Genomic DNA, 25,935 nt, shown 5'->3' with positions numbered 1-25,935 from the left:
TGTCCGCCCTTCTCCGTCGCATCATCAGTTTGACTCAGTCCAACGTTCAGGTCCAGCGACTGTTTCTGCAGGGATTGTGTAAGAATCTCTTCACTATGTTGGATCTCGGCAGGTTGCGGGTGCTCCGCGAACTCAAGCTGCGCGGGACGCTCGGGGCCGTCGCCGACGCCCTCGGGTACACGCCGTCCGCGGTGTCGCAGCAGCTCGCTCAGCTGCAGAAAGAGGTCGGCGTCCCGGTGGTCGAGCGGGCGGGGCGGCGGTTGCGGCTGACCGAGGCGGGCGAGGTGCTCGCCGAACACGCGGACGTGCTGCTGGCGCGGGCGAAGCGCGCGGAGGAGGCGGCGCTCGCGGCGAGCGGGCGGGTCGCGGGCGTCGTGCGGCTGGTCGGGTTCCAGACGGCGCTGCTGCACGTTCTCGCGCCCGCGTTGCCCCGGCTCGCGGAGGCGTATCCGGAGCTTGTGGTGGACGTCCTGGACGAGGAGTTCCACCGCGTGCTCCAAGCCCTGGTGCTCCAGGAGATCGACGTGGTGCTGACGGACGAGTACTCGCACCTGCCGCGTCCACGGCGTCCGGAGCTGAGGGCGGAGGTCCTCATCACCGAGGTCATGCGGGTCGGGCTGCCGGAGGACCATCCGCTCGCCCAGGACGGCGGCCCGGTGCGGATGGTCGACCTCGCCGGATGCCGGTGGGCGACCGGGCACGTCGGCACCAACCACGGCGACCTGCTCGAACGCACCTGCGTGGAGCTCGGCGGCTTCCGGCCGGACGTCCGCTGTCGCTCGAACGACCTCATGGTCATCTTCGCGATGGTCGCGCAGGGCGGCGCCGTCTGCCTCATCCCCGACCTGGCGCTCGCCGAGCAGGAGGAGGGCATCGTCGTCCGGGACGTGGCCGACGCCCGCGTCGACCGCCGCATGGTCCTGTGGACGCGGGTCGGCGCGGACGTCCGGCCGTCGGTCAGGGCCGTCCTGGAAGAGCTTCGCCGCTCGGCGGACGCGCTGGCCGAACGCCGTCCCAGCTGTATCCGCGGTGCCCGCTGATCAGGTGCCGACGAGCGGCAGCCGCCTCCCGAAATCGCCGATGCCGTCCGTGCGGCGGGACGCCTCCAGGCGCTCGGCGGGCACCTCGCCGTAGAGCGTGGTGCGCTGCTTGGCGGGACGGCCCGCGCGCGCCGCAATCGCCTCCAACCCGCTGATGGGCTTGAACGACCCGTTCTCCGACCCCGCCATGCGGCTGATGGTCTCTTCCATCAGCGTCCCGCCCAGGTCGTTGACGCCTCCCTGCAGGACGCGCGTGCACAGTTCGTCGCCCAACTTCACCCACGACGTCTGGATGTTATGGATCGCGCCGTGCAGCAGTATCCGCGCCAATGCGTGGACGGCCACGTTCTCCCGGACGGTCGGCCCCGGACGCGCCAGCCCGGCCAGATAGATGGGCGAGTTGTGATGGACGAACGGCAGCAACACGAACTCGCTGAATCCGCCCGTCCGTTCCTGGATCGAGCGGAGCAGCCTGATGTGCGCGACCCAATGCGACGGGGTGTCGACGTGCCCGTACATCATCGTGGACGTCGTTGGAATGCCGAGCTCGTGCGCGGTGGTGACTACCTCGACCCATTGGTCGGTGGGCAGTTTCCCCTTGGTCAGCACCCACCGGACGTCGTCGTCCAGGATCTCGGCGGCCGTCCCGGGAAGCGAGTCGACACCGGCCTCCCGCGCCGCCTCCAGCCATTCCCGGATCGACAGGTCCGTCCGGGACGCGCCGTTCACGACCTCCATCGGGCTGTAGGAATGCAGGTGGATTCCGGGGGCCCGGCGCTTCACCTCGCGGGCGAGGTCGAAATAGGCGGTGCCCGGAAGGTCGGGGTGGATTCCGCCCTGCATGCAGACTTCGGTGGCGCCCGCGTCCCATGCCTCGTCCACGCGGTCACCGACCTGGCTCAGCGAGAGCGTGTAGGCGTCGGCGTCCGTGCGGCGCTGCGCGAACGCGCAGAAACGGCAGCCGGTGTAGCAGACGTTCGTGAAATTGATGTTCCGGGTGACGACATAGGTGACGTCGTCGCCGACCGCGTCGCGGCGCAGGTCGTCGGCCAGTTCGGTGAGCGCGTCCAGCTCTGGGCCGTCGGCGTGGAGCAGAGCCAGTGCCTCATCGTCCGACAGCCCCGCAGGGTTCTGCTCGGCCCGCGCGAGGGCCGCCTTGACGTCGGCGTCGAAGCGCTGTGGGGCGGACATGCGGTCGCGTAGCGCGTCCCAGTCGCCGTAGACCTCGTCGAAGTCGTCGCGCCGGTCGCCGGTCCGCCCGGTCGTGTCGATCTCGGTGTGCAACTCGGTCCGCCCGAACGCCTCGAAGCCCCCGTCAGGCTCCTGCCACGGACGTCCCTCAACGACGGCGTCCTCCCGCGCGAGACCGGTCGCCGGGTCCGCGAGGGCGGCGACATGCGCGGTCAGCCGCGGGTCGAGCCACGGCTCGCCGCGCCGCACGTACTCGGGATAGATCGTCAGCCGCTCGCGCAGCTCGAACCCGGCCTCGGCGGTCCGCGCGGCCAGCTCGTCGATCTGCGGCCACGGCCGTTCCGGATTCACATGGTCGGGCGTCAGCGGGGACACGCCGCCCCAGTCGTCGATGCCGGCCCGCACCATCAGCGCGAACTGGTCCGCGACCAGGTTGGGCGGCGCCTGGACGCGCGCCCTCGGGCCGAGGACGAGCCGCGCCACCGCGATCGTCGCGGCCAGCTCCGCCAGCTCCGCGTCCGGGGTGTCGCGCATCTTGGTGTCGGGCTTCGCGCGGAAGTTCTGCACGATCACCTCCTGGATCGCGCCGTACTCCCGCATCGTCCGCCGGATCTCGAAGATCGCGTCCGCGCGCTCCTCGGCCGTCTCGCCGATGCCGATGAGGATGCCCGTCGTGAACGGCACGTTCGTGCGGCCCGCGTCCTCCAGGACCCGCAGGCGGACGGCCGGGTCCTTGTCCGGCGACCCGAAGTGCGGGCCGCCGCGCTCGCTGAACAGCCGCGTCGCCGTCGTCTCCAGCATCATCCCCATGGACGGCGCGACCGGCTTCAGCCGCTGGAAGTCGCGCCAGGTCAGCACGCCGGGATTCAGGTGCGGCAGCAGCCCGGTCTCCTCCAGCACCCGGATCGCCATCGCCCGGACGTAGGAGAGCGTGTCGTCGTAGCCGTGCGCGTCCAGCCACTCGCGGGCCTGCCGCCACCGGTCCTCGGGACGGTCGCCGAGCGTGAACAGGGCCTCCTTGCAGCCCAGCTCCGCGCCGCGCCGCGCGATCTCCAGCACCTCGTCGGGGCTCAGGTAGGGCGCATCCAGCTTGTGCGGGACGGTGGCGAACGTGCAGTACCCGCAGCGGTCCCGGCACAGGCGGGTCAGCGGGATGAAGACCTTGCGGCTGTAGGTGATGACGCCCGGCCGCCCTGCGGCGTCCAGACCGGCGTCCCGGGTGCGGGCCGCGTGGGCGAGCAGCTCGTCGAGCGCCGCCCCGCGGGCGCCCAGCAGTGTCGTGGCCTCGGATCGGTCCAGTGTCTTGCCGTCACGCGCGCGGGCCAGCGCCCGGCGAAGCGCGGAGCTCATGGCGTCCATGCGGGCACTCTATGCCAATCGTCATATTCCGCACCGGCCCGGGACCCCGGGGCATCCGGCCACAGCCCCAACCGCCCGCGATCTATTCCCGCCTCAGCGGATCTCGATGAAGTCGTCCGGGCTCCGCGGCGGGCGTTCGCGCGGCGGGGCGGCCGGGTGGCCGACGCCGACGGCGCCCATCGGGTCCCAGCCGCCCGGCAGGTCCAGTGACGCGCGGACGACGTCGCGGCAGAACATCGTGCTCGACACCCAGCAGGAGCCCAGCCCCTCCACCGCCAGCGCGACCAGGAGGTTCTCCACGCCCGCCCCGGCGGCGACGACGAACATCTCGCGCTCGGCGCGGGACCGGCGCTTGTCCGGGTAGTCGTGCGAGCCGTCCATGACCAGGCACGGCACGACCAGGTACGGGGCGCGCCGCAGCACCTCGCCGCGGCGCAGCCGCTTGGTGATCGACTCCTCGGAGAAGCCGTCGCGGCGCAGGTCGGCCTCCCAGGCGTCGCGCATCGCGTCCAGCAGCCGCGTCCGCGACTCCGCCGACTCCAGCAGGACGAACCGCCACGGCGTCGTGTGGTGCGGCGCCGGAGCGGTGATCGCGGCGGCGACGGCGCGCCGCACCGCCGCCGGGTCCACCGGATCGCCCGTGAACTCGCGGATCGTCCGCCGCGCCCCGAGCACCTCCGACGGCCCGAACCGGAACATGTCCTCCTCGGGCGGGCGGACCAGCGCCCGCGCGCCCGGCCCGTCCTCCCGCGTGACCAGCCGGGACAGGCCGCGCACGACCGCGACCGGCACCCTGTCGAGCTTGCCCTTCACCAGCTCCGCCGCGGCCGCGATCTCGTCGGCGACCGCGGTGATCGTGGCTTCGAGCCGGTTCCCGTGCGCGTCGTCCCGCTCGCGAAGGTCATGCAGCGGCTCCAGGCCCGCGACACCGATCGCCGCGTCCGTCAGCCCGATCCGCCAGGGCCGCCCCAGCGTGTCGGACACGATCACGGCGACGTCCACCCCGGTCTTCTCCCGCACGCCCGCGCGGATGCGGCGGGCGGAGGCGTCCGGGTCCTCGGGCAGCAGCAGCACCGTGCCGGGCGCCGTGTTGGACGCGTCCACCCCGGCCGCAGCCAGGACGAGCCCCTGCCGCGTCTCCACGATCCGCGTCTCGCCGCGCGCGTGGGCGCGCCGCGCCACGACCCGCACCGTCTCGGCGTCGATGGCCTTCTCCCGGTCGCCCGCGACCAGGATCCGCCCCTCCGCCTTGCTGACGATCTTGGACGTGACGACGAGCACATCGCCGTCCGCCACCGTCCCGGCCGGGATCAGCGCGGCGATGTCGTCGCCCGCCGCGACCTCCGGCAGCCCCGGGACCCCGAAGACCTCCAGCTTCACCGCGCCTCCTCCGCCCGCTTCAGTTCCACGGCGAGATCGACGGCGGCCCGGGCGATGGCGGCGGTGGCGTCCGGATCGCTCATCAGCAGCGGCCGCGGCCGCACCTCGATGCCCTCCACCCGCACGTCCGCGTCGGCCTCGTCGACGAGCCAGCCGTCCAGCAGCCCCAGCCCGTACAGCTCGGCGACCGCGCGGGCCGACGTCTCCACGCCGATCGCCGTCAGGCAGGCGTCCGCCATCCCGCGCACGGGCGCGCCCCCGATGATCGGCGAGACGCCGACGACGGTCTTGGCCGCGATGGCGTCGCGGATCCCGGGGACCGCGAGGATCGTCCCGATGCTCACCACCGGGTTGGACGGCGGGAACAGCACGACGTCGGCGCCCTCGATCGCCTCCAGCACCCCCGGCGCGGGCTTGGACTCCTCCGCCCCGACCGCCGCGATCGACAGCGCCGGCACGGACGCCCGCAGCCGCACCCACCACTCCTGGAAATGGATCGCGCGCCGGCCGCGCTCGTCCTCGATCACGACGTGCGTCTCGACCTGGTCGTCGGTCATCGGGATCAGCCGTACGCCCGGCTTCCACCGGTCGCACAGCGCCTCGGTCACCGCCGACAGCTTGTACCCGGCCGCGAGCATCTGCGTCCGGACGATGTGCGTCGCGAAATCGCGGTCGCCCAGCCCGAACCAGCCCGGCCCGGCGCCGTACGCGCCGAGCTCCTCCTTGACGGTGAACGTCTCGCCCGCCCGTCCCCAGCCCTGCTCCTCGTCGATGCCGCCGCCGAGCGTGTACATCACGGTGTCCAGGTCGGGACAGACCCGCAGCCCGAACAGGGAGATGTCGTCCCCGGTGTTCCCGATCACGGTGATCTCCGCCTCGGGCACCGCGGCCCGGAGCCCGCGCAGGAACCGGGCCCCTCCGATCCCGCCCGCCAACGCCACGATCTTCATAAGATCACTGTATTAGCCATAGGAGCGACCCCGTGGACAGGACCGCAGCCGCGGTCACGGGCCGCGAGGCCGAAGGCGCTCCAGCGCCGGAGGAAAGCCTCAGCCGCGGTCACGGCTCGTGCGGCCGGAGGGCCTCCAGCGCCGGAGGAAAGCCTCAGCCGGGGTCACGGGTCGTGAGGCCGGAGGGCGCCCAGCGCCCGGAGGTCGCACGACCCGCCGGTCGGGGGGCCGTTTCGCGAGACGCGCCAGCGGCTCGGGAAAGGGTCGCTCGACCGTGACGGGGGTTCCAGGGGGTCGCCCCCCTGGGGGATAAGGTATGCAAAGCTTTGCCGTGTAATCGGATTGCCTCGGTCTGGGAGAATTCACCGTGAACAAGGAAGCCGTCCAGCGCCTGCGCGAACCGGCCGCCTGGGTACTGATCGCCTCCGCGGGTTTGCAATTGCTCGCGGGCATCATCTCGCTTCTCGGCGACGACGGCCCCTTCACCCTCAGCGCGCTGGTCGAGACCCGCGACGGGATGTTCCTCCAGATCGGGACGGTCGGTCTCCTCGTCCTGGCGGTCCTGCTGGTGACGTGGGGCGAGACGCCCACACCGCAGGCCCGGACGATCGTCATGGGCGCGCTCGGCGTCCTCGGCGGCGTCGCCCTGTTCGGCGTCATCTGCTGGCTCGCCGGAATGCTCACCGACTCCGAGAGCACGAAAGCCCTCACGAAATTGTCGGTGTTCCTGTTGGGCGCCGGGAAGATCGCCATCGTGGGCCTCGGCGGATGGTTCGCCTACACCGTGTTCCAGGGCCTGCAGCCGGCGCGCCCGCAGATGCCCATGCAGCAGGGCTATGGCGAATTCGGCTACCAGCAGGGCCGGCCCGGCCAGCCCGTGCAGGGCCAGCAGGGCTACGGCCAGCAGTCCTACGGTCAGCAGCAGTACCAGCAGTATCAGCAGTACGGCCAGCAGCAGCCGGGCGCGGAGGGCCAGCAGGCGGCGCAGCCAGGCTACGAGCAGCAGCAGGGCTACGAGCAGCAGGCGCAGCAGGGCTACGAGCAGCAGCAGTACGGCCAGCAGGCGTACGGCCAGCCCCAGCAGCAGTACGGCCAGCAGCAGGACTACCAGCAGCAGTACGGCTACCAGGCGGGCCAGCAGGGCTACGAGCAGCAGCAGGGTCAGCAGGGCTACGAGCAGCAGGCCCAGCAGCCCACCGAGCAGGACGAGATGGGCGAGTGGACCCGCGCGTACGGCGGCAGCGGCGGCCAGGAGCAGGGGCCGCAGGGCACGCAGCCCGCGCCGCCGCAGCCGGGCGCCGGCGAGCAGGAGGGCGGCGACTGGTACCGGGACAACCGTCCCCCGCCGCCGCAGTGACCCGCCCCCGGATTTTGTGATCTTCGACCAAAGGTCGTCCCAGCCCATCCCGGCATAACCCGCTTTGTCGCCCCGGAAAGCTCTATCGGCTTGACGGGGCGGGCGCTACACGCGTGTAATTTCGTCGGTGTAGTTTCAATGCCTTCTCGGGGGAAGTACCGAAGGGGAGGCGTTGACCAGGGGGTTCCACGGGCAGGGAGGTGCGCTGTGAGCGAGGTGGTCATCCCGCTGGCGCACGGCACAGACGGCGAAGAGTTGGGCTGGCAGGAGCGCGCCCTGTGCGCGCAGACGGACCCGGAGGCGTTCTTTCCGGAGAAGGGCGGCTCCACTCGCGAGGCCAAGAAGGTGTGCCGGGCGTGCGAGGTGCGTACGGAGTGCTTGGAGTACGCGCTGCAGCACGACGAACGTTTCGGCATCTGGGGAGGGCTCTCCGAGCGGGAGCGCCGCAAACTGAAGCGCCAGGCCGTCTGACGCCGTGCCGGGACGCGGCCGGGTAGGGGAGACCCGGTCGCGCGACCCGCGGATCTTCGAGATCCGAGGCGTCTCCCGGGCGGCCGCGCGTACAGTTATCAGCCGTGTCGGCCCCGAGGGCCGGCACGGCTGCTGATGCTTCAGCGATGAACCCGTCGTCCCACAGATCGAGCGATCCTTGCCCCCCACACTCGATCGCCATGTCGTCACGGCCGTCCTCGTCGCGCACGACGGTGCGCGGTGGCTCCCGGAGACGCTCAAGGCGCTGCTGACGCAGGCGCGTCCCGTGCAGCGCCTCGTGACCGTCGACACCGGAAGCCGCGACCGCGGGCCCGCCGTCCTCGCCGAGGTCGTCGGCGCGGAGAAGATCCTCACGCTGCCCCGCACCACCGGGTACGGGGAGGCCGTCGCGGAGGCGCTCCAGCAGGACGCCGCGTCCACCCCCGTCCCCGAGGACGAACCCGGCCCCGCCGACCAGACCCAAGCGGCGTCCAAGCCCCGCACCGAATGGATCTGGCTGCTCCACGACGACTCCGCTCCCGCCTACGACGCCCTCGCGCAACTCCTGCGGACCGCGGACACCGACCCCAACGTCGCGGTGCTCGGCCCCAAGGTCCGCGACTGGGACGACCGGCGCGTCCTGCGTGAGGTCGGCGTCACGGTCGACGCCGCCGGACGCCGCGAGACGGGCCTGGACCGGCACGAGTTCGACCAGGGGCAGCACGACGGCGTCCGGGACGTGCTGTCCGTCGGCAGCGCGGGGATGCTGGTCCGCCGCGACGTGTGGGACGAGCTCGGCGGCTTCGACGCCGACTACGGCATCTTCCGCGACGACCTCGACTTCTGCTGGCGGGTGCACGCGGCCGAGCACCGGGTCGTCACCGCGACCGACGCGGTCGTGTACCACGCGGAGGCGTCCCGGCGCGGGCTCCGCGAGATCGGCATGACCGCCGAGCACCCGGCCCGCCGCGACCGCCGCAACGCCGTCCAGACGCTGCTCGCCAACCTGCCGCTCGGCGCGATGCTGCGGTCGCTGCTCCGCAACGTGTGGGCCTCCCTCCTCCACGCGCTCTTCCTGACGGCCACGAAGCAGCCGGTCGCGGCCCGCGAGGAGCTCCGCGCGCTCGGCGACGTCCTGCGCGACCCGGGCCGGGTGCGGGCGGCCCGCGCGGCCCGCGCGGACGGCCGCAAACGCGTGTACCGCACCATCCGGCGCTTCCAGCCCCGCTGGGTCGTGATGCGCCGGACGTTCGAGGCGATCTCCGAATACCTCGCCGCCCACGAGCGCGAACGCGAGAACCGCGATGAGGAGGAGGCCCCGTCCGACGAGCCGGGCCCGATCCGCCGCCTGCTCGCCCGCCCCGGCGTCATGATCGTCCTGGCCCTGGCGGCGGTCGCGGCCGCCGCGGAACGTTCCCTTCTCACGGCCGCCGGGCGGCTCGGCGGCGGCGCGCTCGTCCCGGCGTGGGGCGGCGCGAGCGACCTGTGGGCGCAGTACCTGTCCGGCTGGCATCCCGTCGGGCTCGGCAGCGACGCGGGCAGCCCGCCGTACGTCGGGGTGCTCGCCGTCCTGTCGACGGTGACGCTCGGCAAGCCGTGGCTGACGGTGTCGGTCCTGCTGCTCGGCAGCGTGCCGCTCGCGGGCCTCACCGCCTACCGCGCGTCCCGGCTGCTGGTGACCGTGGTGCCGATGGCGGAGCCGCCGCGGACCGGGCGCCGCGCCCGCGCGACCGGCCGCCGTGTCCCCGTCTCCGCCGTCCGGGTCTGGTTCGCCGCCGTGTACGCGCTGCTGCCCGCCGCGACCGGCGCCATCGCGGGCGGACGGCTCGGCACTGTCGTCGTGCTTGTTCTGCTCCCGCTGATCGCCGTGAACGTCGCCCGCGTGTACGGGCTGCCGCGCTCGGAGGCCGCCGCGCTCGACGTCCGGACGCGGCGCAAGCGCGCGGGCCGGGCGGCGTGGGCGGCCGCGCTGCTGCTCGCGGTCGCGATGGCGTTCGTCCCGCTCACCTGGCTGATCGCCGTGATCGCCGCCGCGACCGGGTGGGCGCTGTTCGACCGTCCCGGACGGCGCGCCCGCCGCAACGTCGCCATCGCGCTCGGCGTGCCGCCGCTGCTGATGCTCCCGTGGACGGCCGGTCTCGTGCTGAACCCGTCCCGCTTCCTGGTCGAGGCGGGCCTGCACCGGTGGTTCGAGCCCGCCGCCGCGGCCGGCCTGCTCGCGCTCGACCCGGGCGGGCCCGGCACGCCCCCGCCGTGGGCGATGGCCGGGCTGCTCGCCCTCGCCGTGTGCGCGCTGCCGCTGCGCGGCCGCCGCTCCATCGTGCTGGCGGGCTGGCTGCTGGGCGTCTACGGGCTGCTCGTCGCGATCCTGGTCAGCGCCGCGACCGTGACCAAGGGGTCGGACGAGGCGCCCGGCTGGCCCGGCGTCGCGCTGATCTTCGCGGGCGGCGGGGTGCTGCTCGCGGCGACCGCCGTCGTCCAGCGCGCCACCGAGGTCCTGACGGGCAAGCACCTGATCTACCGGGCGGGCGGGGCCGTCGTCATCCTCGCCGCGCTCTCCGCGCCCGTGCTGGCGGCCGGGTTCTGGGTGGCCGGGGGCGCGGGCGGCCCGCTGGGCAAGGTCGACCCCGACGCCGTTCCCGCGTTCGTCCACGGGCCGGGCGGGCAGAGGACGCTCGTCCTGCACCGGGAGCCGAGCGGACGCGTCTCCTACACCCTGCTCAGGGACGCGCGTCCACGGATCGGCGAGGCCGAAGTCGCGGACGGCGGCGAAGCCCACGACCGCCTGGACGACCTCGTCGCCGGACTGGCAGCCGGACGCGAAGGCGATGACGGGCCTGCGCTGACGCGGATGGGCGTCCAGTACATCCTTGTGCCGCATCCCAGGAAGGACCCGGTCACCGACGTTCTCGACGCGGCACCTGAACTGACGCGCCTCAGCCGCACGGAAACGTTCGCTGTGTGGCGGCTCCAGTCGCCCACTGCCCGCATGATGCTTCTGGAAGGGGCCACCGTCACGCCCCTTCCCGCCGGACGGATCGACGCCCGCATGCAGATCCCACCCGGAAGCGGAACCCGCACGCTCCTCCTCGCCGAACCGTCCGACGGCGGCTGGGAGGCCACCTTGAACGGCGACGACCTCAAAGAACGCCAAGTGGACGGCTGGGCTCAGGGCTACGACATTCCCGCGTCCGGGGGCGAGTTCCAGCTGTCCAGGTCTATGACGATGCGTCACACCTGGCTCGTCATCCAGGGCATCGCGGTACTGGTCGTCGCCGTCCTGGCCCTGCCCGGCGCGCAGGTGGACAACCTCGTGTTCACCGGGGAACGCGAACGGCGCCGTGGACGGCGCGGGCGCCGCCGTGGGAGCCATGTCCGCGTCCAGCACGAGCCGCCGCCTCCCGTGGAGGAACCGAAGCCGGAGGAGGTCTCGTGACCGCGCGCAAGCTCGCGAAACCGCGCAAGCTCGCGAAACCGCGCAGGTTCGCGAAGGTGCGCAAGCTCGCGAACGCGCGCAAGCTCATGGACCCGCGCAAGCTCATGAAGGCGCGCACCCTCGTGAACACGGACAAGCCCGTCGACACGGACAGGGTGCTGCGCGTCATCGGCATGCGGTACGCGTCCGCCGCGCTCATGCTCGTCGGCGTCGCCGCGCTCTACGGGGCCGCCGCGTACTCCCGTCCCGGGGGCCCCTCGGCGAACGGCCGCGACGCCCCGATCACCTCAGCGGTGATGGTCTGCCCCGGCCACGACGGCGGACGGCTCGCCGTCCAGTCCCTGGCCGCGCCCAGGAAGGCCGGCCGTGTGGACATGGCGCCGACGAAGGGCGGCGCCGCGATCGCGTCCATGACGGCGCCGGGCAAGGGCTGGGAGAAGGACACCGAATCCGGCGACGGCTCCTACACCCTCCGCGCCACCGGCACCATGGCCGCCGGGCTGGAGGCCGAGCAGACCACCTACGAGGACGGCGGCGACGACCGCGGCCTCGCCGGCGCCCGCTGCGCCACGCCCGCCACCGACCAGTGGTTCATCGGCCCCGGACCCGTCGCCGCGGACGAACTCGACCTCTACCTCACCAACGTCGACTCCCAGCCCGCGTCCGTGGACCTCACCGCCCTGTCCGGCGAGGGCCCCCTCGACACGACCGAGGGGCGCGGCACCCGCGTCGACCCCTACACCACCCGGGTCGTGAAGATCGGCGGCTCGGCCGAGGGGCTCGGCGACATCGTCAAGAGCGCCGCCGACCTCGCCCTGCGCGTCCGGACCAACGGCGGGCGGGTCACCGCGTCCCTGCGCGTCCGCGCCGGGGAGGAGAAGGGCATCGAGTGGCTGCCCCGGTCGCCCGCGCCCGCGTCGTCGGTGGTCGTGCCCGGTGTGCCGGGCGGCTCCGGCAAGCGCCGGCTGCTGGTCTCCGTGCCCGGCGAGGCCGACGCCCGGATCAGGACGCAGGTGATCACGAAGGACGGCGCGTTCGCCCCGCAGGGCCAGGACGTCCTCGACGCGCCCGCCAAGACCGTCACGTCCCTGGCCCTCGACAGCGCCCTGCTGGGCAAGGCCGCGGCCGTCCGGCTCGTCGCGGACCGGCCGATCGTCGCGGGCTTCGCCGCCGACCGCGGCTCAGACATCGCCTACGGGACGTCCACGCCGCCGCTCGACGCGTCAGGGCCCGGCGTCGTGGCCGACAACCGGTTCGACTCCTCGCTCGTCCTCACGGCCCCGTCCGGCGCGGCGACAGTCGAGGTGACGACCATGAACGCCACGGGCAAGAGCGCCCCGCAGAGGATCGAGATCCCGGCGGGCCGCACCGTCGAGACCGCGCTGGCGGCCCCGAACGGGGACGCCAAGGACGGCACCGCCTACGGCGTCGTGATCATCCCGAAGGCCGGCTCGGGCCCGGTCCACGCCTCCCGGACGCTCTCCAAGGGCAAGGACGACGACTACCTGTTCACCGTCCTGCCGATCACTCCCGCCGCGACCACCGTCCACCTTCCCGGCACCGCGGACTCCCAGGGCTCGCTGATCCCCTAGTCGTCCGGCGAGTCGTAGCTGGGGTCGACGGACTCGGGGGAGAGGCCGAGGAGGTCGGCGACCTCCTCGACCAGGAGGTCGCGGATCAGGCGTGCCATCTCGGCCTCACCCTTCGCACGCGCCTCGACGGGACGCCGATACACGGTGATGCGCACGGGACGCTTGCCCTCGCCAGGAGTGATCAGCCGGGCGGAGCCCGCCGGTTGATCGGTGGCGGGCGGGGGCTGCAGGACGGTCTGGCCGAGGGGGACCGGGCCGTCGAACCAGGGCTCGACGCTCGGGACCTCCTCGACGGTGAACCGCACCCGGGCCAGTTCGCGGCCCCAGCGGCCGCCGAGCCGCCGCACCTCGTCCTCGACGAGGTCGTCGAACCGTTCCGCGCGGGTACGTGAGACCGGAGCCTGCGGGGGCGTCAGAGGACCACGTACGCCACGGCCGTGCCGATCGCGGCGCCGTACGCCTGCCACACGGGATCGCACGCCACAAGCGTACCTCTCCACCTCGCCGAACACATGTGCGGTGGCCACACGGTGAGAGTTGGAGACCACACGGAATGTAGTTGTTACCTCGGAAATCCACCGGTAACGGCGACACGTTGCGGCCGGGTGGTGGCGGAGCCGGTGGGAGGGAGGTACGGTCAGCCATCGTGAGCCCCGTCCGCACCTGCTCTCGCACCGCCTGCAAGGCGCCCGCAGTGTTCACGCTCACGTACGTCTACCGCGATTCCACCGCGGTGCTGGGTCCGCTCGCCACGTACGCCGAGCCGCACTGCTATGACCTGTGCGCGGAGCATTCGGAGCGGCTCACCGCCCCGATGGGATGGGAACTGGTGCGGCTGCCCGTCGAGGAGGAGTCCGAGCCGAGCGCGGACGACCTGGAGGCCCTCGCCGACGCCGTCCGCGAGGCCGCGAGGCCCGCCCCCGGAACCGGCCACGAGCCGGTCGGGCAGGGCACGGAGGTCGGGCGCCGCGGCCATCTGCGGGTGCTGCGCTCGGAGCCCGCGGGAACCCAGCCCGGCCAGGAGTGACCTCCGGGCGCGAGCCCGTTGCGAGATCGTCCGGCGGCTCGGCGGCGTCGCGGCAGGGCGCGTCCGCCCTTCCCGGTAGGCTCGTGAACCCCCGTTTCTTTGGGACAGGGCTCAGCGGACAGGGAGCAGGAGTGGGCGACCTCGCCAAGATCTTCAAGGCGTACGACATCCGCGGCGTCGTACCGGACGAACTCGACCCCGCGACGGCCGAGGCGGCCGGGGCGGCGTTCGTGCGGGTGACGGGCGCGGACGCGATCGTCACCGCCCACGACATGCGGGAGTCGTCCGTGCCGCTGGCCGAGGCGTTCGCGCGCGGCGCGACGTCCCAGGGCGCGGACGTGATCGAGGCCGGCCTCGGCTCCACCGACCTGCTGTACTACGCGAGCGGCAGCCTCGACCTGCCCGGCGCGATGTTCACCGCGAGCCACAACCCCGCCAGGTACAACGGGCTGAAGCTGTGCCGCTCGGGCGCCCGGCCGGTCGGCCGCGACACCGGCCTCACCGAGATCCGCGACATGATCGAGAACGGCGTCCCGGCCTACGCCGGCGAGCCCGGGACGGTCTCGCGCCGCGACATCCTCAAGGGCTACGCCGACCATCTGAAGACGCTGGTCGACCTGTCGTCGATCCGCCCGCTCAAGGTCGTCGTGGACGCCGGCAACGGCATGGGCGGCCACACCGTCCCGTCCGTGTTCGAGGGCCTGCCGATCGACCTCGTGCCGCTCTACTTCGAGCTCGACGGCACCTTCCCCAACCACGAGGCCAACCCGATCGAGCCGGAGAACCTGCGCGACCTGCAGGCCGAGGTCCGCGAGACGGGCGCCGACATCGGGCTGGCCTTCGACGGCGACGCCGACCGCTGCTTCGTCGTGGACGAGCGCGGCGAGATCGTCGCCCCGTCCGCGATCACGGCGCTGGTCGCGACGCGGGAGCTGGCCAAGCACCCCGGCTCCTCGATCGTGCACAACCTGATCACGTCGCGGGCCGTCCCGGAGATCATCTCCGCGCACGGCGGGACGCCCGTCCGGACGCGGGTCGGGCATTCGTTCATCAAGCAGACGATGGCGGAGACGGGCGCGGTGTTCGGCGGCGAGCACTCGGCGCACTTCTACTTCCGCGACTTCTGGTTCGCCGACTCCGGCATGCTGGCCGCCCTCCACGTCCTCGCCGCGCTCGGGGAGCAGGACGGGCCGCTGTCCGAGCTGCTCGCCGAGTACACGCGCTACGTCGCGTCCGGCGAGATCAACAGCGAGGTCGCCGACCAGGCCGCGGCCACCGAGAACGTCCGCGCGGCCTTCGCCGGGCGGCCCGGGGTCGCGATCGACGAGCTCGACGGCCTCACGGTGAGCGATGACGCCGCCGGCTGGTGGTTCAACCTGCGGCCGTCCAACACCGAGCCGCTGCTGCGCCTCAACGCGGAGGCGGCCGACGACGCGACCATGGCGGCGGTCCGCGACGAGGTCCTCGCCCTGGTGCGGAAGAAGTGACCGGCTGCGGGAGAGAGCGACCCGGTGCGGGAGAAGTGACCGAGAGGGAGAAGTGACGCTGCTATGACGTTGAAGCTCGACTCCTGGCTGCTGGAGATCCTCGCCTGCCCCAACTGCGGCGGCGACCTGCGCGCCGACGAGGAGGCCGCCGAACTGGTGTGCACCGGGTCGTGCCGCTACGCCTACCCCGTCCGCGACGACATCCCCGTCCTGCTCGTCGACGAGGCCAGGACCCCCGCTCCGTGACCTCGGGGCTCGATCCCTCGCGGCTGGACGACGCCGTCGCGGCCGAGGAGGCCGATCCCGGGGGGATGCTGCGGCAGGTCGCGTCGTCGGCGGCGCAGGTGCGGGAGGCGCGGCGCGCGGCGGCCGAGGCGGGCATCGACCGCCTCGCCGAGGACGGCAGGCCCCGCGCGATCGTGGTCGCCGGCATGGGCGGCTCGGGCATCTCCGGCGACGTCCTCGCGGCGGTGTGCGGCGTGGGCTGCGCGATCCCGGTGACGACGGTGCGCGGCTACCGGCTGCCCGGCTGGGTGGGCGCCGCCGACCTCGTCATCGCGGTCTCCTGCTCGGGAAAGACCGAAGAGACCCTCGAAGTCGCCGCGGAGGCGGCCCGCCGCGGATGCAGGCTGCTGTTCGTCGGCGGGCCGGAGTCGCCGCTCGCGGAGCTGTCCGACAGGAGCCGCGGCCTGTTCGTGCCGGCGCGTTCGGTGGGGCAGCCGCGCTCGACGCTGTGGGGCCTCACGATCCCGCTGGTCCTCGCGGCGCGCACGCTGGGGCTCGCGGACGTGCCCGAGATGGTCTTCGAGTCGACGGCCGCGCTGCTGGAGGACGTCGCGCACCGGTGCCGTCCGTCCAGCGAGCCGTTCGTCAACCCGGCCAAGCGGATGGCGCTCGACCTCGCGGGCGACGTCCCCCTGGTGTGGGGGTCGTCCCCGCTCGCGGCCACGGCGGCGTACCGGCTGTGCTGCCAGCTCAACGAGAACGCCAAGTACCCGGGCGTCTTCGGCGAGGTCCCGGAGGCCGGCCACAACCAGGTGATGGCGTTCGACGGCCGCTTCGGCCGCGGCGGCACACCGTCGTCGTCCGACCCCGACGACTTCTTCCGCGACCGGGTGGACGACCCCGAGCACGGCCTGCACCTCGTCCTCATGCGGGACGTGGAGGAGCACCCCCAGGTGCGCAAGCGGTGCGACGCGTCCGCCCAGATCGCCCGCGACCGCGGCGTGGCCGTCACCGAGATCGGTGCCGAGGGCGAGCACCCGCTGGAGCGGATCGCGACTCTGATCGCGCTGGCCGACTATGTCACGGTTTACTTGGCTATCGCGCTGGGTGTGGATCCCACTCCCGTGCCTGCCATTCAAGAGCTAAAAGCGAGGATTGCTTAGAGATGAGTGCTGAGGGTGGAACCAAGGCCATCGTCGCCGCGCTGGCCGCCAACCTCGGGATCGCGGCGTCGAAGATGGTCGCGTTCGCGTTCACCGGTTCGTCGTCGATGCTGGCCGAGTCGATCCACTCAATGGCGGACTCGGGGAACCAGGGGCTGCTGCTCATCGGCGGCAAGCGCTCCAGGCGCGAGCGGACGCAGCAGCACCAGTTCGGCTATGGCCGCGAGCGCTACTTCTACGCGTTCGTCGTCGCGGTGGTGCTGTTCACCGTCGGCGCCGTGTTCTCGCTGTACGAGGGCTACCACAAGATCTCCCACCCGGAGGAGGTCAAGGCGCCGGGCTGGGCGTTCGGGGTGCTGATCGTCGCGATCGTCATGGAGATCTTCTCGTTCCGCACCGCGATCGTCGAGTCGAACCGGGTGCGCGGCGACCAGTCCTGGTGGGCGTTCATCCGCCGTGCCAAGGCCCCCGAGCTGCCCGTCGTCCTCCTGGAGGACCTCGCCGCCCTCATCGGCCTGCTCCTCGCGCTGTTCGGCGTCTCGATGGCCGTGGTGACCGGCGACGGCATCTGGGACGGCATCGGCACCGTGGCGATCGGCGTGCTGCTCGCCGTGGTCGCGACGATCCTGGCGATCGAGACGAAGAGCCTGCTGATCGGCGAGGGCGTCACGCCCGAGCACGAGCGGGCGATCGCCGAGGCGCTGGAGTCGGTCGAGCAGGTCGACCGCCTCATCCACATGCGGACCGAGTACCTCGGCCCGGACGAGCTGCTCATCGCCGCCAAGATCGCCGTCAACCACGACGACACCGCGGCCGACGTGGCCCGGGGCATCGACGCCGCCGAGGCCAAGATCCGGGAGCGGTTCCCGGAGGCGAAGCTGATCTACCTGGAGCCCGCGCTGGACGAGGCCGCGGGCAGGGCCCCCGCCGGCTCGGCGGCGCCGAACCTGGAGAAGGACTGACCCGGCGGCCTCAGAGGCCCCCGCGTGAGACGCGCGCCAGGTGAGGCGCGGCCGCGCGGGGCCTGAGGAACATGGGACCCCTCGCCGGGCGGCCGACGCCGTGCCGGTCAACCCCAGCCCAGGCAAGACCGGCGAGTGCCTCCGCAGAGGCGCGAACCACGGCCGTCCGGCGAGGTGCTTTCCCATGCCTCCCCGCCCGGACCCCTGAACACCGGGCGGTTCTGGTGTGACCGCGGCAGCCGCCCCGAACCCCCTACGCCGGAGCCGCTGCCGTCGCGGTCACGGTTAGAACATTACGTTCGCCGCGGTCTCCCGCACGTCCCCCTCAAGGAGGGAAAGTGCGTGGTACTCCAGATGGAGCCGCTCGGCCCGCATACATCCGCGCGGTGAGGTGAGAGCACGCCTCAGCGGTCAGTATTGAGTCGTGAGCTCCGATGACAAGGCCCGGACCGGACCCGGCCCCGCGGGGTTCGGCCCTGCCGTCGCGCACCACGCGTGGCGGCTGTCCGGCCGGATCGTAGCGGGAGTCGGGCAGCTGCTGCTGTGGATCCTCACCGGGATCGGCACCCTGCTGCGTCCGCTGGCGGTGCGCCTCGTCGCACGGCTGAACGGCGGCGCGGGCCGCCGCCCGGGCGCGCCCGGCATGCAGGGTCCCGCGGGCGCGGACGGGACGACCGCGCCGCTGCCCCGCTGGATCAACACCTGGCGCGAGGTCGTCGGCTCCTGGTACTTCGCGCCGCTGACCGGCCTCGCCCTCACCATCGCCGCGCTCGCCGAGCTGGCGCCGCGGGCCGACACGCCGCTCAGCCTCGCGGGCGGGTTCGCGGTCGCGTCCACGCTCCCGCTCGGCTGGCGGCGGGAGAACCTGCGCCCGGTCGCCGCCATCGTGCTCGGCGCGGTCGCCGCGGCCCTGCTCACCGGGCAGACCTTGCTGGTCACCACCGGCTTCGCGGCCCTGTACACGCTGTACGCGCTCGGACGGCAGCTGCCGCGCCAGTCCACCGGCGTCCTCGCGTTCGGCAGCGCGGTCACGCTCGCGGTCGTCTACCTGGCCACCTCGACGCTGGACGACGTCCCATGGCCGGCCGTGTTCATCGCCGTGCTGGCCGCCATCGGGCTCGGCGACGCGCGCCGCGTCGTGGAGTCCGCCAGCCAGACCGAGGCGAAGGCCGCCGAGCGCACCAACGAGACCCTGACCCGGCTCACCGCCGTCCAGCGGGAGCAGGCGGTCATGCGGGAGCGGGCCCGCATCGCCCGCGAGCTGCACGACGTCGTCGCGCACTCCGTCTCCATGATCGCGGTGCAGGCGGAGACGGCCCCGTACACGATGGACAACCTGTCGCCCGAGGCCCGCGCCGGCTACACCGAGATCGCCAAGACCGCGCGGGAGGCGCTGGTGGAGATGCGGCGGCTGCTCAGCGTGCTGCGCGCCGACGCGAAACCGGAACCGGACGCGGCCAACTCCCCGCAGCCGCGCCTGGACCGGCTGCCCGACCTCATCGAGCAGCACCGCGGCGCCGGCGGCCACGTCGACCTCGCCGTGCACGGCGACCCGCGCCTGCTGTCCACGACGGTCGAGCTGTCGGCGTACCGGATCGTCCAGGAGGCGCTGACGAACGCGCGGCGGCACGCGCCCGGGGCGGGAGTCCGCGTCGACCTGACGTTCCTGCCGGACCGGCTGGCCGTGCGCGTCCACGACAGCGGGGCGTCCGGGCCCGGGCCGTCGTCCCAGACCAGGGTCCTGAACCGCGACGACCCCGCCTCCCGTACCGCCGTACTGGACGACCCCGCGGGCCCCACATCCGTGGACGCCGGGAAGACCCGCCTGGAGACGCCGCAGCCGGGTGCCCCGCAGGAGCAGGCCGGTCTGCACGGGTCGGGTGGCGGACATGGCCTCGTCGGGATGCGGGAACGTGCGACCATGCTGGGCGGGCGGTTCTCCGCCGGCCCGGCCGCGCAGGGCGGGTTCCTGGTGGAGGCCGAGCTTCCGCTGTCGAGGGAAGGGAATTCCACCCGTGGACACGGTTCCGAGGCGCCTCCCGGCGGCGCCTGACCCCGTCATCGACGCCATCGGCGCGCCCGCGGGGCGGCAGCGGTGATCAACGTGCTGATCGTCGACGACCAGACGATCGTCCGGGCGGGGTTCGCGGCCCTGCTCGCCGCCCAGGACGACATCACCGTCATCGGCGAGGCCGGGGACGGGCGCGAGGCGGTCCGGATCGCCGAGCGCAGCCGCCCCGACGTCGTCGTCATGGACATCCGGATGCCCGGCATGGACGGCATCGAGGCCACCCGGCGCATCCTGTCCCTCCCCGGGTCCGAGAACGTCCGGGTGCTGGTGCTGACGACGTTCGACGTGGACGAGTACGTCTACGAGGCGCTCGCCGTCGGCGCCAGCGGCTTCCTGCTGAAGGACGCCACCGCCGACGAGCTCGTGTCCGCCGTCCGGGTCGTGGCGCGCGGTGACTCGCTCCTCGCCCCGCAGGTCACCGGGCGGCTCATCCGCGAGTTCACCAAGCAGCGCCGCAACCGGCCGCAGGCGCCGTCGGAGCTGGCCACGCTGACGGCCCGGGAGACCGAGGTGCTCGTCCTGATCGCGGGCGGGCTGTCGAACGGCGAGATCGCGCAACGGCTCGTCGTCAGCGAGCACACGGTGAAGACGCACGTGGCCAGGGTCTTCACCAAGCTCGGTCTGCGCGACCGGGCCCAGGCGGTCATGCTCGCCTACGAGTCCGGCGTCGTCGTCCCGGGCGAGAGCGCCCCCGGCTGACACCGGTCCTACCGACGCCGTCACCGCCGGCGGAGCAGGCGCATCGCCTTCTCCTTCTCGAAGTCGAGCGCGCGGGCCGGGGGCGCGGACAGCCGTCCGATGCGCTCGCCCAGCTCGCGGACGTGCGCCTGCACCTGCGGCTCGGCCAGCACGCGCAGCCCGAACGCCAGCTCCGCCGGGCCGATGTCGTAGCGCTTCTCCAGCGCGAGGGCGAGCGCGACGGCCCGCAGCTCGGCGTCGCCGAACCGGCGGTGGCCGCCGCCGCGCCTGGCCAGCGCCGCCTCCCGGGTGACGGGCAGCAGCCCGAGGGCCTCGCGGTAGCGGAGCATGCGGGGCGAGGTACCGAGCCGCCGGGCGGCCTCCGTGATGCGCATGAGCTGATTCTGACAAATTTGTGTTAGAAAGTCGCCTCCGACCGTGCCCGCGGACGGTCGCCGCCCTTAGACTCACGGACGTTGACGCAGGCGCCCACCCTGGCGTCGACCCCGCGTGCAGTACCCCGGGCACTGCCGCGCGTGCCGAACCTCGCGTACCGACCCGCCATCCGCGGACCAAGGAGCAACGAAAGCATGGACTACAAGGTCGCCGACCTGTCGCTGGCCGATTTCGGGCGCCGGGAGATCCGGCTCGCCGAGCACGAGATGCCGGGCCTGATGGCGGTGCGCGAGGAGTACGCCGCCGCCAAGCCGCTGCGCGGCGCCAAGATCATGGGCTCGCTGCACATGACGATCCAGACCGCCGTGCTGATCGAGACGCTGGTGGAGCTGGGCGCCGACGTCCGCTGGGTGTCCTGCAACATCTTCTCCACCCAGGACCACGCGGCCGCCGCGGTCGTCGTCGGCAAGGACGGCACCCAGGACGACCTGAAGGGCGTCCCGGTGTTCGCCTGGAAGGGCGAGACGCTCGAAGAGTACTGGTGGTGCACCGACCAGGCGCTCCAGTGGCCGGACGGCACCGGCCCCAACATGATCCTGGACGACGGCGGCGACGCGACCCTCCTCGTCCACAACGGCGCCGAGTACGAGAAGGCCGGCGCCGTCCCGACCGCCACCGAGGACGACCCCGAAGAGCTGGGCATCGTCCTCGACACCCTCCGCCGCACCATCGCGGAGAGGCCGGGCCGCTGGACGGAGACCGCCGCCGCCATCAAGGGCGTCACCGAGGAGACCACGACGGGCGTCCATCGCCTCTACGAGATGGCGAAGGCCGGCACCCTCCAGTTCCCGGCGATCAACGTCAACGACTCGGTCACCAAGTCGAAGTTCGACAACAAGTACGGCTGCCGGCACAGCGTGATCGACGGCCTGAACCGCGCCACCGACGTGCTCATCGGCGGCAAGGTCGCGGTCGTCTGCGGCTACGGCGACGTCGGCAAGGGCTGCGCCGACGCGCTGCGCGGCCAGGGCGCCCGCGTGATCGTCACCGAGATCGACCCGATCTGCGCGCTGCAGGCCGCGATGGACGGCTTCCAGGTCACCACCCTGGACGACGTCGTCGAGACCGCCGACATCTTCGTCACCACCACCGGCAACTTCAACATCATCACGGCCGCCCACATGGCCCGGATGAAGCACCAGGCGATCGTGTCCAACATCGGGCACTTCGACAACGAGATCGACATGGCGGGCCTCGCCAAGACGCCCGGCATCGAGAAGATCGAGATCAAGCCGCAGGTCGCCGAGTGGCGCTTCCCGGACGGCCACTCCATCATCGTGCTGGCCGAGGGCCGCCTGATGAACCTCGGCTGCGCCACCGGCCACCCGTCGTTCGTGATGTCCAACTCGTTCACGAACCAGGTCATCGCGCAGATCGAGCTGTTCACCAAGACCGAGGAGTACCCGGTCGGCGTGTACGTCCTGCCGAAGCACCTGGACGAGAAGGTCGCCCGCCTCCACCTCGACGCCCTCGGCGTCAAGCTCACCGAGCTGACCAAGGAGCAGGCCGCCTACATCGGCGTCCACGTCGAAGGCCCCTACAAGCCGGACCACTACCGTTATTAGGCTCAACCACCACGATGACCACGTGGCAACCTGCCTTCGGTCGCGATCGCGACCGAAGGCAGGTTTCGAGCTTGCGAGAAACCTGATCGCGCAGCGAGCCGCCAGGCGAGTCGAAGCGATGCAGCGATCGCACGCGTTTCTCGACGATGGAGGGCCGCCAAGGCCCGAAGGAGGAGAGAAACGCCATAAGCAGGGGAGCTGATGAGCGATATTGCGGACGCTTCGCTGGCGTATGAGGGCGTCAAGCGGATCGAGTGGGCCGACCGGAGCATGCCCGTGCTGCGCCAGATCCGGGAGCGGTTCGCTGACGAGCGTCCTCTGGACGGCCTGAAGGTCGCCGCGTGCATGCACATCACGACCGAGACGGCGGGGCTCATCCGGACGCTCCAGGCGGGCGGTGCGAGTGTCGCGCTCGCGGCGTCCAACCCGCTTTCGACGCAGGACGACACGGCGGCCGCGCTCGTCCAGGAGTACGGCGCAGAGGTGTTCGCCCGCGCGGGGACAGACCGCGAGGGTTATTACGCGCACATTCACCAGGCGTTGGAGACGGGGCCTGACCTCGTCCTGGACGACGGGTGCGACCTGGTCAACACGCTGCACATCGACCGCACGGACCTGCTCGGCACGGTCAAGGCGGGTTGCGAGCAGACGACGACCGGTGTCATCCGCCTGCACCAGATGGCGCTCGAAGGCGCGCTCCGCTTCCCCATGGTCGCGGTGAACGACACCGACACCAAGCACATGTTCGACAACCGCTACGGGACGGGCCAGTCGACGCTGGACGGGATCATCCGCGCGACCAACACGCTCCTGGCGGGCAAGACGATCGTCATCGCGGGCTTCGGTTTCTGTGGGCGCGGCCTGGCCGAACGGGCCCGCGGCCTAGGGGCCCGGGTCGTCATCACCGAAATCGACCCTGTGAAGGCGCTCGATGCCGCGTTGCAGGGTTTCGCCGTCCAGCCCATGGCCGAGGCCGCCGCGAACGGCGACGTCTTCATCACCGTTACGGGCAACCGTGATGTCGTCAACGGTGAGCACCTCGCCGTTATGAAAGACGGCGCGATCCTTGCGAACTCGGGGCACTTCGACGTCGAGATCGACGTTCGCGCGCTGGGCGAGATGGCCGTCGAAGTGCATCGCGGCAGCCGTCCGCAGACCGAGGAGTACGTGATGGCCGACGGGCGGCGTCTCGTCCTCCTCGCGGAGGGCCGCCTCGTCAATCTGGCGGCCGCCGAGGGCCACCCGGCCGCCGTGATGGACATGTCGTTCGCCGACCAGGCCCTCACGTGCGCGTGGCTGGCGACCGCGCACGCGACGCTGTCCCCGGCCGTCCACGACGTCCCGAAGGACATCGACACGGAGGTCGCCCGCCTCAAGCTGGCGTCGATGTCCATCTCCATCGACCGGCTCACCCAGGACCAGGAGGACTATCTGCACTCCTGGCGTCTCGGGTCCTGACCCGTGCCGTCCGGGACGTACGTGCACGCAGGCGAGGGCCTTGAGGAACGCTTCCAGTGCGCGCCCGGCCCTGGCGGCTGGCGTTACATATCCCAGCGTCCGGACGGCGTCCGCACGGATCTGGTCGTGGACGCACGGTGGCGCCAGATCCGCGTCGAACTCCTCACCCCGACCTGGTGGGTGCGGGGAGGCGTCACCGGTCGCGAGGTCGCCTGGGTACGCGCCGCCGCAGAGACGGGCACCGAACACGCCGAACGGGCGTCCGGCTTCGTAGGCGAGTCGCCCGGTTTCCTCATCGCGGTCGCCCGCTCACTGGAACTTGACGAGAACGCGCAGGCCGATGTCCGTCTCGTCCAGTTGAGCGGTCCGTCCCTCTCGCCGCTCACCAATACCTGGCGCTGGCGGCGAGCAGGAACGGCCGTGTACGAGACCGAGACGGAACCGCTCCCGGTCTCGCAGTACGAGGTCACGGATCTCTCCACGGGGGAGGTCGAAAGCGTCCACCTGGCGGGCGACGTCGTTCTCTCCGCCCCGGGCATCGAACTCACCGAGTTGGAGTCCCCGCCCAACCTGCTGGGCTAGCGCCCTGCCCCGGTCACCGGAGGCTTGAGGCGATCGCCACAAGGACGTGCTGGCCGCGTTCCAGGGGCGTCACCGACGAGGCGAGCCAGCCCGGGACGGCGACGTGCGCGCCGGTCACGGGCCGGACCACGAGGTCGCGTCCCCAGGGCCGGCCGGGCGCGGCGGCCCGCGGGGAGCCGGTCCGGGGGTCGGCGAAGGCGATGGCGCCCGCTCCGGTGAGCGCGGCGGAGGGGCCCGCGTCCAGCACCCACCACGCGACCAGGTCGGCGGGGTGCCTCGCGGCCGGCCGCTCGTAGCCGTGCCGCCAGACCTGGACGTCGATCGCGACGCCGCCGACGGGCGGCGCGAGGCCGGGCCCGCAGGAGTCCGCGAGCGCGCCGAACGAGCGGCGGAACCGCGCGGCGGCCGCCTCCAGGTCGGTGATGATCTCGCCGGGCGGCAGCGTCTCCATCGCGGGCCCCTCGGCCCCGACGTCCGCGGCGGACGAGGACAGCAGCCCGGCGGGGTCGAGCGTGGCGAAGGCGACGGGCGTCCCCCAGTGCTGCTGGACGGGCGACACTGCGTTGCCGCAGCTGCGCCGGTCGCGGCTGGAGGAGGGGACCGCCGCGGGGACGGGGACGTGGGTGGTGGTGGTGATCGTCATGAGACTCGGCTCCAGCGCTCGTGGTAGGCGATGTTCCAGGCGATCGCGATCCGCAGCCGGGAGTCGGCGGCGGTCGCCCTCATCCAGTGGGCCTGCCAGCCCGGGAAGGCGATCATCCGGCCGGGCACCGGGGAGTAGCCGACCGGTCCCGGGGAGGCGGTCCGGGTCGTGGCGGCCGGGCGCGGATCGAGCAGCCGCAGGTATCCGGCGTCGCTGTCGCCGCTGGGCTCCGCGGCGACGGACAGGATGCCCGACCAGGCCGAGTCGTGGCGGGTGTGCGGGCGCAGCGAGTCACCGGCGCGGCAGACCACCGCCCACGCCTCGGCGCTGACGTCGTCGTCGCCGATCTCGCCGGCCGCCTCGCCCAGCGCCGCGTGGGCCAGCGCGTCCCCCGCGACGCCGATCTGGTGCCTCAGCCAGTCGATCGAGGGATGCCGCCAGGTCAGCATGGTCTGGGACGACTTGATCACGTGGACGCGGCCGGCGTCGGCGGCGAGCCGGTCGGCCTCCTCCGCCTCCAGGATGAGCTCCCGCAGATTCGGGAGATGCTCGGCGGCGCCGGCGCAGTCGGCCTGGTAGACGGGGGTCCGCCACATCTGCAGGACCAGCCGTTCCGCGGGGTCGGCGCGGCCGGCGTCGGCGCCGCTGAGCGTGTCCTCGGCATTGCTTGTCTCGGTCACGGTCGTGCTCCTTGTCGATCCGGTCAGGGTGGTACGGCGCGCACCGGGCCGCCCAGGGTCGTCCGATCCGGCCTGGGATCGATCCAGCCTGGGATCGGTCCGGCCCCTCAGCGCCCGGTACGCGCGTGGGGTGGTCATGGGGACGGCGCCGGGAACCGGGCT

General features: G+C 72.5%; 22 protein-coding genes. 15 read left to right on the top strand and 7 right to left on the bottom strand.

Annotated elements, in window-relative coordinates; translation table 11 throughout:
• Positions 1-95: 95 nt before the first annotated feature.
• Positions 96-1,040, top strand: coding sequence for a LysR family transcriptional regulator (locus tag ETD83_RS06100; RefSeq protein ID WP_138644060.1), 945 nt, complete (start codon positions 96-98; stop codon positions 1,038-1,040).
• Here ETD83_RS06100 and ETD83_RS06095 read toward each other — a convergent pair whose 3' ends face one another.
• The 3 genes from ETD83_RS06095 to cofD form a co-directional block, all read right to left on the bottom strand.
• Entirely contained in the window at positions 1,041-3,590 is a 2,550-nt protein-coding gene (locus tag ETD83_RS06095) for a bifunctional FO biosynthesis protein CofGH (protein WP_138644059.1), read from the bottom strand.
• A gap of 93 nt (positions 3,591-3,683) precedes the next feature.
• The gene (locus ETD83_RS06090; protein WP_138644058.1) at positions 3,684-4,970 is read right to left on the bottom strand and encodes a coenzyme F420-0:L-glutamate ligase; all 1,287 of its coding nucleotides are present in this window, start codon (positions 4,968-4,970) and stop codon (positions 3,684-3,686) included.
• On the bottom strand, positions 4,967-5,920 hold the full coding sequence (cofD, locus tag ETD83_RS06085; RefSeq protein ID WP_138644057.1) for a 2-phospho-L-lactate transferase: 954 nt from the start codon (positions 5,918-5,920) through the stop codon (positions 4,967-4,969). Before cofD ends, ETD83_RS06090 begins: the two co-directional genes overlap by 4 nt.
• A 367-nt stretch (positions 5,921-6,287) precedes the next feature.
• Between cofD and ETD83_RS43530 the strand changes: the two genes are divergently transcribed.
• The 4 genes from ETD83_RS43530 (at position 6,288) to ETD83_RS06065 (ending at position 12,776) form a co-directional block, all read left to right on the top strand.
• A complete protein-coding gene (locus ETD83_RS43530; protein WP_205717512.1) occupies positions 6,288-7,277 on the top strand; it encodes a hypothetical protein in 990 nt (329 codons plus the stop codon).
• Between the two features lie 207 nt (positions 7,278-7,484).
• A complete protein-coding gene (locus tag ETD83_RS06075; protein ID WP_021594342.1) occupies positions 7,485-7,748 on the top strand; it encodes a WhiB family transcriptional regulator in 264 nt (87 codons plus the stop codon).
• A 178-nt stretch (positions 7,749-7,926) separates the two neighbouring features.
• Positions 7,927-11,184, top strand: a complete 3,258-nt coding sequence (locus ETD83_RS06070) for a glycosyltransferase family 2 protein (protein WP_138644056.1) — start codon at positions 7,927-7,929, stop codon at positions 11,182-11,184.
• The gene (locus ETD83_RS06065) at positions 11,181-12,776 is read left to right on the top strand and encodes a DUF5719 family protein (protein WP_138644055.1); all 1,596 of its coding nucleotides are present in this window, start codon (positions 11,181-11,183) and stop codon (positions 12,774-12,776) included. Before ETD83_RS06070 ends, ETD83_RS06065 begins: the two co-directional genes overlap by 4 nt.
• On the opposite strand, the gene ETD83_RS06060 is transcribed toward ETD83_RS06065, so the two are convergent.
• Entirely contained in the window at positions 12,773-13,255 is a 483-nt protein-coding gene (locus ETD83_RS06060; RefSeq protein ID WP_230420717.1) for a metallopeptidase family protein, read from the bottom strand. The genes ETD83_RS06065 and ETD83_RS06060 overlap by 4 nt on opposite strands.
• Before the next feature lie 167 nt (positions 13,256-13,422).
• On the opposite strand from ETD83_RS06060, the gene ETD83_RS06055 reads away from it, so the two are divergent.
• From ETD83_RS06055 to ETD83_RS06025, 7 genes are all read left to right on the top strand, one after another.
• Positions 13,423-13,803, top strand: coding sequence for a DUF3499 domain-containing protein (locus ETD83_RS06055; RefSeq protein WP_138644054.1), 381 nt, complete (start codon positions 13,423-13,425; stop codon positions 13,801-13,803).
• 131 nt (positions 13,804-13,934) lie between these two features.
• Entirely contained in the window at positions 13,935-15,290 is a 1,356-nt protein-coding gene (locus ETD83_RS06050) for a phosphomannomutase/phosphoglucomutase (RefSeq protein ID WP_138644053.1), read from the top strand.
• Positions 15,291-15,353: 63 nt separating this feature from the next.
• The gene (locus tag ETD83_RS06045) at positions 15,354-15,536 is read left to right on the top strand and encodes a Trm112 family protein (RefSeq protein WP_138644052.1); all 183 of its coding nucleotides are present in this window, start codon (positions 15,354-15,356) and stop codon (positions 15,534-15,536) included.
• Positions 15,533-16,678, top strand: coding sequence for a bifunctional phosphoglucose/phosphomannose isomerase (locus ETD83_RS06040; protein ID WP_138644051.1), 1,146 nt, complete (start codon positions 15,533-15,535; stop codon positions 16,676-16,678). Before ETD83_RS06045 ends, ETD83_RS06040 begins: the two co-directional genes overlap by 4 nt.
• 2 nt (positions 16,679-16,680) lie before the next feature.
• Entirely contained in the window at positions 16,681-17,640 is a 960-nt protein-coding gene (locus tag ETD83_RS06035) for a cation diffusion facilitator family transporter (protein WP_138644050.1), read from the top strand.
• 424 nt (positions 17,641-18,064) lie between these two features.
• Entirely contained in the window at positions 18,065-19,693 is a 1,629-nt protein-coding gene (locus tag ETD83_RS44230) for a sensor histidine kinase (RefSeq protein WP_230420716.1), read from the top strand.
• A 42-nt stretch (positions 19,694-19,735) separates the two neighbouring features.
• The gene (locus ETD83_RS06025) at positions 19,736-20,410 is read left to right on the top strand and encodes a response regulator (RefSeq protein ID WP_138644049.1); all 675 of its coding nucleotides are present in this window, start codon (positions 19,736-19,738) and stop codon (positions 20,408-20,410) included.
• Between the two features lie 20 nt (positions 20,411-20,430).
• Here ETD83_RS06025 and ETD83_RS06020 read toward each other — a convergent pair whose 3' ends face one another.
• Positions 20,431-20,784 carry a MerR family transcriptional regulator gene (locus ETD83_RS06020; RefSeq protein WP_138644048.1) on the bottom strand — a complete coding sequence of 118 codons (354 nt, stop codon included), beginning with the start codon at positions 20,782-20,784 and terminating at the stop codon, positions 20,431-20,433.
• 195 nt (positions 20,785-20,979) lie between these two features.
• Between ETD83_RS06020 and ahcY (ETD83_RS06015) the strand changes: the two genes are divergently transcribed.
• The 3 genes from ahcY (ETD83_RS06015) (at position 20,980) to ETD83_RS06005 (ending at position 24,450) form a co-directional block, all read left to right on the top strand.
• A complete protein-coding gene (ahcY, locus tag ETD83_RS06015; protein ID WP_138644047.1) occupies positions 20,980-22,410 on the top strand; it encodes an adenosylhomocysteinase in 1,431 nt (476 codons plus the stop codon).
• A gap of 201 nt (positions 22,411-22,611) precedes the next feature.
• Complete coding sequence (ahcY, locus tag ETD83_RS06010) at positions 22,612-23,868, top strand: adenosylhomocysteinase (protein ID WP_138644046.1); 1,257 nt, start codon at positions 22,612-22,614, stop codon at positions 23,866-23,868.
• Positions 23,869-23,871: 3 nt separating this feature from the next.
• On the top strand, positions 23,872-24,450 hold the full coding sequence (locus ETD83_RS06005) for a hypothetical protein (RefSeq protein ID WP_138644045.1): 579 nt from the start codon (positions 23,872-23,874) through the stop codon (positions 24,448-24,450).
• A 13-nt stretch (positions 24,451-24,463) separates the two neighbouring features.
• On the opposite strand, the gene ETD83_RS06000 is transcribed toward ETD83_RS06005, so the two are convergent.
• Both ETD83_RS06000 and ETD83_RS05995 read right to left on the bottom strand, forming a co-directional pair.
• Entirely contained in the window at positions 24,464-25,093 is a 630-nt protein-coding gene (locus tag ETD83_RS06000) for a hypothetical protein (RefSeq protein ID WP_138644044.1), read from the bottom strand.
• Positions 25,090-25,773: a putative 2OG-Fe(II) oxygenase gene (locus ETD83_RS05995; RefSeq protein ID WP_138644043.1), complete on the bottom strand. Its 684-nt coding sequence runs from the start codon at positions 25,771-25,773 to the stop codon at positions 25,090-25,092. The genes ETD83_RS06000 and ETD83_RS05995 overlap by 4 nt, the downstream gene beginning before the upstream one ends.
• Positions 25,774-25,935: the final 162 nt, after the last annotated feature.

The sequence above is a fragment of the Actinomadura soli genome (genome assembly GCF_005889715.1).
In the GTDB taxonomy this organism is placed as follows: Bacteria; Actinomycetota; Actinomycetes; order Streptosporangiales; family Streptosporangiaceae; genus Spirillospora; species Spirillospora soli.
This window is presented reverse-complemented; position numbering and strand designations above follow the sequence as displayed.